General features: G+C 62.1%; 14 protein-coding genes. 11 read left to right on the top strand and 3 right to left on the bottom strand.

The genetic code is table 11. From position 1 onward, the window contains the following. Nucleotides 1-32: 32 nt before the first annotated feature. Entirely contained in the window at nt 33-290 is a 258-nt protein-coding gene (locus NKH36_RS04645) for a hypothetical protein (RefSeq protein ID WP_352960447.1), read from the bottom strand. Nucleotides 291-497: 207 nt separating this feature from the next. On the opposite strand from NKH36_RS04645, the gene NKH36_RS04640 reads away from it, so the two are divergent. From NKH36_RS04640 to NKH36_RS04620, 5 genes are all read left to right on the top strand, one after another. After that, a complete protein-coding gene (locus NKH36_RS04640; protein WP_352960445.1) occupies nt 498-1,862 on the top strand; it encodes an NAD(P)-dependent oxidoreductase in 1,365 nt (454 codons plus the stop codon). A gap of 2 nt (nt 1,863-1,864) precedes the next feature. Then, nucleotides 1,865-3,178 carry an NAD-dependent dihydropyrimidine dehydrogenase subunit PreA gene (gene preA, locus NKH36_RS04635; RefSeq protein ID WP_352960443.1) on the top strand — a complete coding sequence of 438 codons (1,314 nt, stop codon included), beginning with the start codon at nt 1,865-1,867 and terminating at the stop codon, nt 3,176-3,178. A gap of 110 nt (nt 3,179-3,288) precedes the next feature. Next, a complete protein-coding gene (locus NKH36_RS04630) occupies nt 3,289-3,807 on the top strand; it encodes an RrF2 family transcriptional regulator (protein WP_352960441.1) in 519 nt (172 codons plus the stop codon). An 11-nt stretch (nt 3,808-3,818) separates the two neighbouring features. Beyond that, nucleotides 3,819-4,277, top strand: a complete 459-nt coding sequence (locus NKH36_RS04625) for a carboxymuconolactone decarboxylase family protein (RefSeq protein ID WP_352960439.1) — start codon at nt 3,819-3,821, stop codon at nt 4,275-4,277. 60 nt (nt 4,278-4,337) lie between these two features. After that, complete coding sequence (locus NKH36_RS04620; RefSeq protein ID WP_352960437.1) at nt 4,338-4,715, top strand: DoxX family protein; 378 nt, start codon at nt 4,338-4,340, stop codon at nt 4,713-4,715. A 128-nt stretch (nt 4,716-4,843) separates the two neighbouring features. On the opposite strand, the gene NKH36_RS04615 is transcribed toward NKH36_RS04620, so the two are convergent. Further along, nucleotides 4,844-5,701: an SDR family oxidoreductase gene (locus NKH36_RS04615; protein WP_352960435.1), complete on the bottom strand. Its 858-nt coding sequence runs from the start codon at nt 5,699-5,701 to the stop codon at nt 4,844-4,846. A gap of 215 nt (nt 5,702-5,916) precedes the next feature. Further along, nucleotides 5,917-6,552: a TetR family transcriptional regulator C-terminal domain-containing protein gene (locus NKH36_RS04610; RefSeq protein ID WP_502911960.1), complete on the bottom strand. Its 636-nt coding sequence runs from the start codon at nt 6,550-6,552 to the stop codon at nt 5,917-5,919. A 241-nt stretch (nt 6,553-6,793) separates the two neighbouring features. Between NKH36_RS04610 and aptA the strand changes: the two genes are divergently transcribed. The 6 genes from aptA to NKH36_RS04580 all read left to right on the top strand — a co-directional run bounded on the left by aptA (nt 6,794) and on the right by NKH36_RS04580 (nt 12,388). After that, nucleotides 6,794-8,122, top strand: coding sequence for an omega-aminotransferase AptA (gene aptA / locus NKH36_RS04605; protein WP_352960431.1), 1,329 nt, complete (start codon nt 6,794-6,796; stop codon nt 8,120-8,122). Between the two features lie 112 nt (nt 8,123-8,234). Then, nucleotides 8,235-8,681, top strand: coding sequence for an endonuclease domain-containing protein (locus NKH36_RS04600; protein WP_352960429.1), 447 nt, complete (start codon nt 8,235-8,237; stop codon nt 8,679-8,681). A gap of 3 nt (nt 8,682-8,684) precedes the next feature. Continuing rightward, complete coding sequence (locus NKH36_RS04595) at nt 8,685-9,935, top strand: Zn-dependent hydrolase (RefSeq protein ID WP_352960427.1); 1,251 nt, start codon at nt 8,685-8,687, stop codon at nt 9,933-9,935. A gap of 153 nt (nt 9,936-10,088) precedes the next feature. After that, nucleotides 10,089-10,469 (top strand): endonuclease domain-containing protein, encoded by a 381-nt coding sequence (locus NKH36_RS04590; RefSeq protein WP_352960425.1) that lies wholly within the window; start codon nt 10,089-10,091, stop codon nt 10,467-10,469. Nucleotides 10,470-10,553: 84 nt separating this feature from the next. After that, the gene (gene hydA / locus NKH36_RS04585; protein WP_352960423.1) at nt 10,554-12,005 is read left to right on the top strand and encodes a dihydropyrimidinase; all 1,452 of its coding nucleotides are present in this window, start codon (nt 10,554-10,556) and stop codon (nt 12,003-12,005) included. Continuing rightward, a complete protein-coding gene (locus tag NKH36_RS04580) occupies nt 12,002-12,388 on the top strand; it encodes a hypothetical protein (protein WP_352960421.1) in 387 nt (128 codons plus the stop codon). The genes hydA and NKH36_RS04580 overlap by 4 nt, the downstream gene beginning before the upstream one ends. Nucleotides 12,389-12,393: the final 5 nt, after the last annotated feature.

Below are 12,393 nucleotides of genomic sequence, written 5' to 3'. Positions count from 1 at the left end.
CGCATCTGCTGTGAAGCGACGTCTCCCAACTGTTATGCCTTGAAGGCAGTACCCTGTTTCGCGTTCATAATATAGCGGACGGTACCGCTTCCCCCTCGATACTCAATGCATGTGACTTCAAATTGGCCGTCAAGCTGAAGCGGCCTGATGTCGGTCACCTCAGCGCATAAGAGGCCATTGGCATTTATGATGAACGCCGTCATTTCCTTCAATTCGCCTTCTGTCATCGCAAGCACTTGACTCGTGAATGCCATTGAGGCTGCGATAATGGTTCCAAATATTCTTTTCATTCCCTTGAATCCCCAGGCCCCTTGTAAGCGACATCTGGACGCTATCGCCAATACCTATCTCGGTCGCTTTGGATTGAGATTTAAAACATGAGTAAAGAAATCATGTTTTTGTCGTGCCTTTTCAGCAACTTGGCTGAAAATTGACCAATTGATAAAAAAACAAAACGTGTTAGCCTTCCCCAAAACCACAAGAAATGGGGAAGCGGAATGGCGACTGGTCATTTCAAGCAGGGCATTGCCGGCGGCCGGCTTTCGCCTGAACAATACGCGGATAATTTTTCCGACCTGCATCCGCCGCTCGATCATCACGAGGCGCTGGTCGAGTCCGATCGCTGCTATTTCTGCTATGACGCGCCGTGCATGAATGCATGCCCGACCTCGATCGACATCCCGTTGTTTATCCGCCAGATATCGACCGGCAATCCGATCGGCTCGGCCAAGACGATTTTCGACCAGAACATTCTGGGCGGCATGTGCGCCCGCGTCTGCCCGACCGAGACGCTGTGCGAAGAGGTCTGCGTGCGCGAAGTGGCCGAAGGCAAGCCGGTGCAGATCGGCCGCCTGCAGCGTTATGCCACCGATGTCGCCATGGCGCAGGACAAGCAGTTTTATCCGCGCGCCGCCCCGACCGGCAAGACGGTCGCCGTGGTCGGCGCCGGACCGGCCGGGCTTGCAGCCGCGCATCGGCTCGCCCGCCATGGTCATGAGGTGACTATCCTCGAAGCCCGCCCGAAGGCCGGCGGTCTCAATGAATACGGCATCGCCGCCTACAAGAGCATCGACAATTTCGCCCAGGCCGAAGTGGACTACGTCCTGTCGATCGGCGGCATCGAGGTCCAGAACGGCAAGGCGCTCGGTCGTGACTACCAGCTGTCGGACCTGACCAGGAATTACGACGCGGTGTTTCTCGGCATGGGGCTTGGCGGCGTCAACGCGCTACGCGCCGATGGCGAGGAGGCGCAAGGCGTGACCAATGCGGTGGAGTTCATTGCGGAGCTTCGCCAGGCCAGCGACCTTGCCAGCCTGCCGGTCGGCAGGCGCGTCGTCGTCATTGGCGGCGGCATGACGGCGATCGACGCGGCGGTGCAGTCGAAGCTGCTCGGCGCCGAAGAGGTGACGATCTGCTACCGGCGCGGCCAGGAGCACATGAACGCCTCCGAATTCGAGCAGGATCTCGCCGCCGCCAACGGTGTCACCATCCGTCACTGGCTTCAGCCGAAGCGGGTCATCACCGAAGGCGGCAAGGTCTCAGGCATCGAACTCGAATATACAACGATGGATGGCGAGAAACTCGTCGGCACTGGCGAGCGCCTGACGCTGGTTGCGGACCAGGTGTTCAAGGCGATCGGCCAGAGCTTTATTCCGGCTGCGCTCAACGGCAGCGGTGCCTTGCTTGCCTTGGAGGCCGGCCGCATCAAGGTCGATGCCGAAGGCCGCACCTCGCTCGCCAATGTCTGGGCCGGCGGCGACTGCATCTTTGGTGGCGACGATCTTACCGTCTCCGCCGTCGCACAGGGCCGTGACGCGGCCGAATCGATCCACCGGGCACTGACCTCGAACGGGAGGGCATGAGCATGGCAGACATAAGCAACAATTTCGTCGGCATCAAATCGCCAAATCCGTTCTGGCTGGCGTCGGCGCCGCCGACCGACAAAGCCTACAACGTCATCCGCGCCTTCACGGCGGGCTGGGGCGGCGTGGTGTGGAAGACGCTCGGCGAGGAAGGCCCGCCGGTGGTCAACGTCAACGGTCCGCGCTATGGCGCGATCTGGGGCGCCGACCGCCGCCTGCTCGGCCTCAACAACATCGAGCTGATCACCGACCGCGATCTGCAGGTCAATCTGCGCGAGATCAAGCAGGTCAAGAAGGACTGGCCCGATCGCGCCATCGTCGTCTCGTTGATGGTGCCTTGCGAGGAACACGCGTGGAAGGCGATCCTGCCGGTGGTCGAGGAGACGGAGGCCGACGGCATCGAGCTTAATTTCGGCTGCCCGCACGGCATGTCGGAACGCGGCATGGGTGCCGCGGTCGGCCAGGTGCCGGAATACATCGAAATGGTGGTGCGCTGGTGCAAGGCCAACACCCGCATGCCTGTTATCACCAAGCTGACGCCCAACATCACCGATGTGCGCAAGCCGGCGCGTGCCGCTCTTGCCGGCGGCACGGATGCGGTGTCGCTGATCAACACCATCAATTCGATCACCGGCGTCAATCTCGATAGTTTCGCACCGGAACCGACGATCGACGGCAAGGGTTCGCATGGCGGCTATTGCGGCCCGGCGGTGAAGCCGATCGCCATGAACATGGTGGCCGAAATCGCGCGCGATCCGGAAACGCATGGGCTGCCGATCTCCGGTATCGGCGGCATCACCACGTGGCGCGACGCGGCCGAATTCATGGCGCTCGGCGCCGGCAATGTGCAGGTGTGCACGGCGGCGATGACCTATGGCTTCAAGATCGTGCAGGAGATGATCGCCGGCCTGGAAAACTGGATGGATGAGAAGGGCCATGCTTCGCTCGATGATATAATCGGTCGCGCCACGCCCAACGTCACCGACTGGCAATATCTCAACCTCAACTACGTCGCCAAGGCGCATATCGACCAGGAGGCCTGCATCAAATGCGGCCGCTGCCACATCGCCTGCGAGGACACCTCGCACCAGGCGATCACCAACATGGTCGATGGCGTTAGGCATTTCGAGGTGATCGAGGCCGAATGCGTCGGCTGCAATCTCTGCGTCAATGTCTGCCCGGTCGAGAACTGCATCACCATGGAGCCGCTGGCGGCCGGCGTGATGGACCAGCGCACCGGCAGACCGGTGTCGCCGGTCTACGCCAACTGGACGACGCATCCGAATAATCCGATGGCCAAGGTGGCGGCGGAATAGGGCAGCCCGTTGTGAAAAAGCGGCGCCTGCGGGCGCCGCTTTTTTCAAATTACTATTGCAGATAAAAATTATCCAGGATATGGTATATCCATGAATTGGAGATCAGCACGATGAAGCTGGGCGAGGGGGTCGAAGCGGCCATCCACTGCGCCGCGATGCTTGCCGGCGTGGAACGCGCGGCGACCATGCCGGGCGCTGCCATGGCGGAAGCGTTCGGACTGTCGCCGAGCTATCTCCTCAAGCATCTCAACGCACTAACGGCGTCGGGCATCCTCGAATCGGTGCCGGGGCCATCGGGCGGTTACCGGCTGGCGCGGCCGGCCGAGCGCATAACGCTGCTCGACATCGTGCTCGCCGTGGAAGGACGCGAATCGGCCTTCCGCTGCGGCGAAATCCGTCAGCGCGGGCCGGCCAGGCTCGATGCCTCGGTCTATGTCAAGCCCTGCGGCATCAGCGTCGCGATGCTGAAGGCCGAGCGCGCCTACCGCGCCGCTCTTGCCGAGGCCCGGCTGTCCGACATCGTGGCGGAATACGTGAGCGATGCCGATCCCCGTTCAGTCGCCGCGAACTGCGCCTTTGTCGAGCGCCATCAGCGACCGCAGAAATCCAGTTCAACCAAGCAAGCGTGAAAGGTAAGGCGATGAAACAGAGGCTGCAATTCTTCGGTGCGGCGCCGGAAATCATGAAAGCGGTGTCGGCGCTCAACAAGGCGGTCGACGAATGCGGGCTGGAGGCAAGCCTGCTGCATCTGATCAAGCTGCGGGCGTCGCAGATCAACGGCTGTTCGTATTGCGTCGAGATGCACAGCCGCGAGGCGCGCCGTGATGGCGAGACCGAGCAGCGGCTCTATCTCGTCTCCGCCTGGAAGGAATCGCCGCTGTTTTCAGAGCGCGAACGCGCTGCTTTCGCCTGGACCGAAGCGGTGACGAAGATCGCCGATACCGGTGTCGCTGACGAACTCTATGCGCGGACGCTCGAGCATTTCTCGGAAGAGGAACTGGTCAAGCTGTCTGTCGCGCTTGGCATGATCAACACCTGGAACCGGCTTTGCATCCCGTTCCAGGCCATTCATCCGATGCCGGCGGCGAAAGCTGCCTGAGCGGTCGGACCGGCGCGCGGCCTAGGTGCCGCGTGCCATTTTTGTTTGGGAATCAAGACCATGTTGGCGAATTTTGAGAACGAGATTCTGTTTGCCGCCCGCCTGCTGCTTGGCGGTGCCTTTGTCTTTGCCGGCCTGCGCAACATCCAGAACGCAACCTTCCTGACCCAACTGATGACCACGCGCGGCGTGCCGCAGGCGCGGCTGATGCTGTGGCTGGGGATCGTCCTCCAGATCGTCGCCGGAGTTCTGGTGATCGCAGGCATCTGGACCGCCTTGGCGGCCGCATGCTTGATCCTGTTCCTGCTTGTCGCGACGCCGATGTTTCACAATTTCTGGGACCATCAAGGGCAGGAGCGCGCAGCCCGCATCAACGGCTTCGTCGGCAACGTCGCACTGACCGGAGGATTTCTGGCGCTGATGGCGCACACGGTGTAGCGGTGCGGGCGGCCGGCTCGCCGAGGCAGCCGCCACGGTCCTTGGCGCCTTGTTGAGCATGATCTTTTCCGACAACCGGTTCCCAGTTTCGCACGGTCGCGGGGCCATGCAGGATGAGCCGCCGATGATCACGGCATGTGAGGGTTTTCGGTCATGGATGCTGAAATCGAAGCGCGCTCGACAAGCTCGCGGCTCAATGTCCGCAATTGCTGTCTTGCCTTTGCGTCATAGGCTTGCGCGTTGGCGCGAGATTCTCTCTGGCCGTCGAAATAGAGGCCGCTCCGCCCTCCGAGCGCTGGCGATGTCGCGAGGTTGATGATGGCTTCGGCGCCGGTTTCGACCGAGTTCCACGACGTGATGCCTGCCTGCCGGACCATGGTCGTGTTCATGTAGCTTGCCGGATGCAGGCTGTTGACGGTGACGCCGGTGCCGTTCAGCTGCTCTGCCAGATCGATGGTGAACATGATCTGCGCCAGCTTGCTCTGGCAGTAGGCGCGAACGCCGTCGTAGGAGCGGGTCAGCATGACGTCATCGAAATCGATCGCCTGCTGGCCGGCTGAGGCGACGTTGACGATGCGCGCCGGCGCGCTCGCCTTGAGCAGCGGCAGAACCTCCGATGTGAGCAGGAAGCCGGCGAGATAATTGACGGCAAAGCGTAGTTCGTAGCCGTCGGCGCTGACCTGCCGTCTCGCGTTGGGGCCGGCGGTGCCGACGCCGGCATTGTTGATGAGGATGTCGAGCCGGTCAGTCCTGGCGCGGACGGCCTCTGCGAGGCGGCGGACCTCGGCCAGGGACGAGAGGTCGGCGACGAGAAGCTCGGCCTTGCCGCCGGCGGCTTCGATCTCAGAGACCGTCGCCTTGCCCCGTGTCGCATCGCGGCCATGCACCAGGACCCGCGCGCCGCCGGCGCCGAGCCTTCGCGCGACGAGACGGCCGACGCCGTCGGTCGATCCGGTGATGAGGACGGTCTTGTCTTTCAGTTCCATGCCTGGAGCCTCCATGTCGTTGCTCTGAGTGGACGATGGGATATCCGGCACGCATCAAACAGGTCAAACTTATCCTGGTATCGATACTGCCTATACGCCGATGGGGTCCCCGACGCGTTCAGCCGATACTGGCCGCAGCCCGTCAGCTTCGTCATCTTGGGGTCTGCACTGCGTCGCTCCGCTCCTTGCTGCGCCCCAGGATGACGAAACGAGAGTTAGCCCTCCGGCTTCAGCCCGTCGATGAACAATTGCTCGAGAAACCTTGCCGCATCCTCGAAGCGGCCGTCGCCGCCGCGGTCGGGCCCGAGCACGGCGCGGACCTGAACGTCGAAATCGGCATAGTGCTGCGTCGTCGCCCAGATCGAGAAGATCAGGTGCCAAGGGTCGGTGCGGGCGATCTTGCCGGCGCGCATCCAGCCTTTGATGACGGTGGCCTTCTCGTCGACCAGCGTCTTCAGCTCGCCTTCCAGCATCGGCATGATGCGCGGCGCACCCTGCAGGATCTCGTTGGCGAACAGGCGGCTTTCCCTAGGGAAATCGCGCGCCATTTCGAGCTTGCGCCTGATGTAGCTGCGCAATTCGGTCAGCGGGTCGCCGATGTCGTCAAGTTCGCGCAGCGGCGCCAGCCAGGTGTCCAGAAGCCGCTGCATCAGCGTCTCGTGGATGTCCTCCTTGCGGCGGAAATAGTAGAGCAGGTTAGGCTTCGACATGCCGGCGGCTTCCGCGATCTGGTCGATGGTCGAGCCGCGAAAGCCGTTGGTTGAGAAGACCTCAAGCGCCGCCTCCAGGATCAACTCGCGCTTTTCCTGCTGAATGCGGGTGCGGCGAGGAGCGTCCATGCCTGTCGTCATCCGCGTAGGACACTGCCGCGAGGGTCATCTGGACCAATTCTCTGGACCAGTTTTTCTCCGGCCTGTGGAGCGCGCTTCCGCTGCCGCATTTCCGCTAGTAATCCCTTGACCGCCGACAGGGCGGTGCTAACGTTTGTCCAATCGGTCAAAATTTGCGTAGCACGAAAACGCAGCAGAGACCAAGTGTCGGGAAGACCAAGCGTTAGCCGCACCGAAACAGGTTACAAGGGAAGTCTTGGTCATGTCCAACCGGCTGAAAGTCACGCCGAACGATCTCAGCGCATTCTGGATGCCGTTCACGGCAAACCGGCAGTTCAAACAGGCGCCTCGCATGATGGTGTCCGCCAAGGACATGCATTACACGACGAGCGACGGGCGCAAGGTTCTCGACGGCACCGCTGGCCTGTGGTGCGTCAATGCCGGCCACTGCCGGCCGAAGATCACCGAGGCGATCCAGCAACAGGCCGCCGAGCTCGACTATGCACCGGCGTTCCAGATGGGCCACCCGATCGTCTTCGAACTGGCGAACCGTTTGGTCGACCTCGCGCCGAAGGGCATGGACCACGTGTTCTTCACCAATTCCGGATCGGAATCGGTCGAGACCGCACTGAAGATGGCGATCGCCTATCACCGCGCCCAAGGCGAGGGCTCACGCACCCGCCTGATCGGCCGCGAGCGCGGCTATCACGGCGTCAATTTCGGCGGCATCTCGGTCGGCGGCATCGTCACCAATCGCAAGATGTTCGGCACGCTGCTCGGCGGCGTCGACCACATGCCGCACACGCATCTGCCGGAGAAGAATTCGTTCACCAAGGGCGTGCCCGAGCATGGCGCGGAATTGGCCAACGAGCTGGAGCGCATCGTCGCGTTGCACGACGCCTCGACCATCGCGGCCGTCATCGTCGAGCCGGTGGCCGGTTCCACTGGCGTCATCCTGCCGCCGAAGGGCTATCTCGAGAGGCTGCGCGAGATCTGCACCAAGCACGGCATCCTGCTGATTTTCGACGAGGTCATCACCGGCTTCGGCCGCCTCGGCACGCCGTTCGCCGCCGACTATTTCGGCGTCACGCCCGATATCATGACCACCGCCAAGGGCGTCTCCAACGGTGTCATCCCGATGGGCGCGGTGTTCGTCAAGAAGGAGATCCACGACGCCTTCATGACCGGCCCCGAGCATATGATCGAGTTCTTCCACGGCTACACCTATTCGGGCAATCCGATCGCCTGTGCGGCAGCCCTCGGCACGCTCGACACCTACAAGGAAGAGGGCCTGCTGACCCGCGGCGAGGAACTGGCGCCGTATTGGGAAGACGCGCTGCATTCGCTGAAAGGCGAGCCGAACGTCATCGATATCAGAAACATCGGCCTGATCGGCGCGATCGAGCTGGCGCCCATTCCCGGCAGTCCGACCAAGCGTGCCTTCTCGGCCTTCGTCAAGGCGTTCGAGCGCGGCGCGCTGATCCGCACCACCGGCGACATCATCGCGCTGTCGCCGCCGCTGATCATCACCAAGGGCCAGATCAACGAATTGATCGACCATGTGCGTGAAGTGCTGAGGGCAGTGGATTGAGGGACGTGCCGCAGCTTTCCCTCCCCCTTGAGGGGAGGGTGGCCGCGAAGCGGCCGGGTGGGGTCGGTGCGGCAGCGCGCCGACCTGATCTCTTGCCGCGAGGTTGTTTCTGATGCCCCGTACCCGCGTGAGCTTCGAAATGCGTCAAAAGGCGCGCGCGCTTCGAGTTCATGCGACCAAAGGCGAATCCCTGCTGTGGTACGAACTGCGCGAGTTGAAATCAGCCGGCATCAAGTTCCGCCGCCAATGTCCGATTGGGCCCTATATCGTTGACTTTGCCTGCCTCGCGGTAAAGCTGGTCGTGGAAGTGGATGGCGATCTGCACGAGCAGGAACTGGGCAAACGGCACGATGCTGTCCGTGATGCCTATCTGCGATCGCTCGGGTTCGATATATTTCGCGTTGACGAGCCCGATGTCATAAACAGCGCATGGCATGTCGCGCAGGTGGTGAAGGAGAAGGTCGCGCGCATGTTCGGCGACCCCACCCGACCGCTTCGCGGCCACCCTCCCCTCGAGGGGGAGGGGGACGCCGGCGTGCCGCAATCGATGAGGTTTTAGGAAATGGCCGCTCCCGGCGAGAATCTGCGAATCAATTCAGACCGTTTGTGGGATTCGATAATGGAGATGGCGAAGATCGGCCCCGGCATTGCCGGCGGCAACAATCGCCAGACGTTGACCGACGAGGATGGCGAGGGGCGGCATCTGTTCAAGCGCTGGTGCGAGGCGGCGGGGCTCGAAATGGGCCTCGACGAGATGGGCACGATGTTTGCCCGCCGCGAAGGCACCGACCCTGATCTGCCGCCGGTCTATGTCGGCAGCCATCTCGACACCCAGCCGACCGGCGGCAAGTATGACGGCGTGCTCGGCGTTCTTGGCGGGTTGGAGATCGTGCGCTCGCTCAACGAGCTCGGCATCAAGACCAAGCATCCGATCGTCGTCACCAACTGGACGAACGAGGAAGGCGCGCGCTTTGCGCCGGCGATGATGGCGTCCGGCGTCTTTGCCGGCGTCCTCGACCAGGCCGACGTCTATACGCATGTCGACAAGGACGGCAAGAAGTTCGGCGAGGAACTCGAACGCATCGGCTGGAAGGGTGCCGAGAAAGTCGGTGACCGCAAGATCCACGCCTTCTTCGAACTGCATATCGAGCAGGGGCCGATCCTCGAGGACGAGGGCATCGACATCGGCGTCGTCACTCATGGCCAGGGACTGAAATGGCTGCAGGTGACGCTGACCGGCAAGGAGGCGCATACCGGCTCGACGCCGATGCCCAAGCGCCGCAATGCCGGGCTCGGCATGGCGCGGGTGATCGAGCTGGTGCACGAGATCGCCATGGACTACCAGCCCGACGCGGTAGGCGCGGTCGGCCACATGGAGGTCTATCCGAACTCGCGCAACATCATCGCCGGGCGCACCGTCTTCACCATCGACATCCGCTCGCCGGAAAAGGAAGTGCTGGACGCCATGGATGGGCGCATCCGCGAAGGCATCGACACGATCTGCGAGGCGCTCGACATCAAATACGCGATCGATCAGGTCGGCCATTTCGATCCGGTCACCTTCGACCCCGGCTGCGTCAAGGCTGTGCGGGATGCGGCAGAGCGCTTGGGTTATACCCATCGCAACATCGTCTCCGGCGCCGGCCATGACGCCTGCTGGATCAACCGCGTCGCGCCGACAGCGATGGTGATGTGCCCCTGCGTCGACGGGCTCAGCCACAACGAGGCCGAGGAAATTACCAAGGAATGGGCGGCGGCCGGCGCCGACGTGCTGTTCCACGCGGTGGTCGAGACGGCGGAGATCGTGGGGTGAGATGTCGGCGCTGTACCCCCACCACTAACCCCTCCCCACAAGGGGGAGGGGGACTGGCAATGGCGACGCCTTTCCTGTGGCGAAAGCTTTGATGGGTTCAGCTGTGATAGCGCGACGAAAAGCCTCCCTCCCCCTTGTGGGGAGGGATTGAGGGTGGGGGTACTCGTCTTGGCACCGACCGCGATCGATCCAGCCGCCATAAAGCGTGCCAGAGCACTGCGTCGAAACATGACGGATGGTGAACGCAAACTCTGGTCCGAATTGAAAGAGTTCCGTCGCCTCTACGGTTTGCATGCCAGAAAGCAGGCGCCGATCGGACCTTATATTGCGGACTTCGTGTTGCATGAGAAGAACCTCGTCATCGAGGTGGATGGAGAGCATCACTTCACGCCGGAGCAGATGGACAAAGATCGAATTCGCGATGCAAGGTTTGGCCGACAGGGCTATCGTGTGCTGCGGTTTTCGACAGGAGACCTGGCAAATTCTTTCGACGGTTGCGTCGAGGGGATATTGCGGGAAGTTGGAGTCATGTAGAGGCCGTTCAGGGCTCGATCCTGAACCGATCTGATCAAGCAAGACGCTCACCAAGAAGCGCGAAGAAAACAAGGGAACAAGAGCATGTCCAAAGTCATCAAGAATGGCACCATCGTCACCGCCGACCGCACATGGAAGGCCGACGTGCTGATGCAGCATGGCAAGATTGTCGCCATCGGCTCGAACCTGCATGGCGACCACGAGTTCGACGCCACCGGCTGCTATGTCATGCCGGGCGGCATCGATCCGCACACCCATCTCGAAATGCCGTTCATGGGCACCTATTCGGCCGATGATTTCGAGAGCGGCACGCGCGCGGCCTTGTCAGGCGGCACGACGATGGTGGTCGATTTCTGCCTGCCGGCGCCGCAGCAGTCGCTGCTGGAAGCCTTGCAGATGTGGGACAACAAGACCTCGAAAGCGTCCTGCGATTATTCCTTCCACATGGCGATCACCTGGTGGGGCAAGCAGGTGTTCGATGAGATGGCTAATGTCGTCGACAAGGGCATAACCTCGTTCAAGCACTTCATGGCCTACAAGGGCGCGCTGATGGTCGATGACGACGAAATGTATTCGTCGTTCCAGCGCTGCGCTGATCTTGGCGCGCTGCCGCTGGTTCATGCCGAGAATGGCGACGTGGTTGCCGCCCTGTCGCAGAAGCTGCTGGCCGCCGGCAATAACGGCCCAGAGGGGCACGCCTATTCGCGCCCGCCGGAAGTGGAAGGCGAGGCGACCAACCGCGCCGCCATGATCGCCGACATGGCCGGCGTGCCGCTCTATGTCGTGCATGTCTCCTGCGAGCAGGCCCATGAAGCCATTCGCCGGGCGCGCCAGAAGGGCATGCGGGTGTTCGGCGAGCCGTTGATCCAGCATCTGACGCTCGACGAGAGCGAGTATTTCAACAAGGACTGGGACCATGCGGCACGGCGCGTGATGAGCCCGCCCTTCCGCAACAAAGTGCATCAGGAGTCGCTGTGGGCAGGCCTGCAGGCAGGATCGCTGCAAGTGGTGGCGACCGACCACTGCGCCTTCACCACCAGCCAAAAGCGTAACGGCATCGGCGATTTCACCAAGATCCCGAACGGCACAGGCGGGCTCGAGGACCGCTTGCCGGTGCTGTGGACCGCTGGCGTCAACACCGGCCGGCTGACGATGAACGAATTCGTCGCGGTGACCTCGACCAATATCGCCAAGATCCTCAACATGTATCCAAAGAAGGGCGCCATTGTCGAAGGCGCCGACGCCGACATCCTCGTCTGGGACCCGAAGCGCAAGAAGACGATCACTTCCAAGAAGCAACAGTCGGTGATCGACTACAACGTCTTCGAAGGTTTTGAGGTGACCGGCCTGCCGCGCTTCGTCTTCTCGCGCGGTGAACTGTCTATCCAGGAGAACGAGGTCAAGGCGAAGCCTGGCCATGGCGAGTTCGTCGCTCGCGAGCCGAATGCAGCGGTCAACCGGGCGCTGTCGACCTGGAAGGAAATTTCCGCGCCGCGCAAGGTGGAGCGCACAGGTATTCCGGCGACCGGGGTGTGAGCTTGGCGCGTCCGGCAGCGATCGTCTCACTGGTTATGGCGAGCATTACCGCCGTTCCGGCAGCGGCTGAGGTCCTTGCAGGTTCCTATGGCAATGATGTCGGTTGTGCCGCTGTACGGCTCGGTTATCGGGACAGCGATGCCTATGTCGTGCTGACCGCCGACGGCGTCGAAACCTATGGCAGCGGCTGCCGGTTCGCGCGGCAACTGGTGACGGCGCCTGGCACGCAGTCATTGAGCTCGACCTGTTTCGCTGAAGGCGAGGAGGGAACGACGACTGAAACCGTCAAGGTCACCAACAAGGGAGCGGACGGTTTCTTCGTGACCATCCCCGGCCTTGAAGAGATAGGGCCGTTGAAATCATGTTCGTGGCGGTGCCGATGACGGCC

The organism is Mesorhizobium sp. M1312, from assembly GCF_040318115.1.
Taxonomy (GTDB): domain Bacteria; phylum Pseudomonadota; class Alphaproteobacteria; order Rhizobiales; family Rhizobiaceae; genus Mesorhizobium.
This window is presented reverse-complemented; position numbering and strand designations above follow the sequence as displayed.

Bases quoted from the DNA above. Each gene is read 5' to 3' on its own strand.
- NKH36_RS04645 (WP_352960447.1), bottom strand. From the start codon at position 290: ATGAAAAGAATATTTGGAACCATTATCGCAGCCTCAATGGCATTCACG.
- NKH36_RS04640 (WP_352960445.1), top strand. From the start codon at position 498: ATGGCGACTGGTCATTTCAAGCAGGGCATTGCCGGCGGCCGGCTTTCG.
- preA (WP_352960443.1), top strand. From the start codon at position 1,865: ATGGCAGACATAAGCAACAATTTCGTCGGCATCAAATCGCCAAATCCG.
- NKH36_RS04630 (WP_352960441.1), top strand. From the start codon at position 3,289: ATGAAGCTGGGCGAGGGGGTCGAAGCGGCCATCCACTGCGCCGCGATG.
- NKH36_RS04625 (WP_352960439.1), top strand. From the start codon at position 3,819: ATGAAACAGAGGCTGCAATTCTTCGGTGCGGCGCCGGAAATCATGAAA.
- NKH36_RS04620 (WP_352960437.1), top strand. From the start codon at position 4,338: ATGTTGGCGAATTTTGAGAACGAGATTCTGTTTGCCGCCCGCCTGCTG.
- NKH36_RS04615 (WP_352960435.1), bottom strand. From the start codon at position 5,701: ATGGAACTGAAAGACAAGACCGTCCTCATCACCGGATCGACCGACGGC.
- NKH36_RS04610 (WP_502911960.1), bottom strand. From the start codon at position 6,552: ATGACGACAGGCATGGACGCTCCTCGCCGCACCCGCATTCAGCAGGAA.
- aptA (WP_352960431.1), top strand. From the start codon at position 6,794: ATGTCCAACCGGCTGAAAGTCACGCCGAACGATCTCAGCGCATTCTGG.
- NKH36_RS04600 (WP_352960429.1), top strand. From the start codon at position 8,235: ATGCCCCGTACCCGCGTGAGCTTCGAAATGCGTCAAAAGGCGCGCGCG.
- NKH36_RS04595 (WP_352960427.1), top strand. From the start codon at position 8,685: ATGGCCGCTCCCGGCGAGAATCTGCGAATCAATTCAGACCGTTTGTGG.
- hydA (WP_352960423.1), top strand. From the start codon at position 10,554: ATGTCCAAAGTCATCAAGAATGGCACCATCGTCACCGCCGACCGCACA.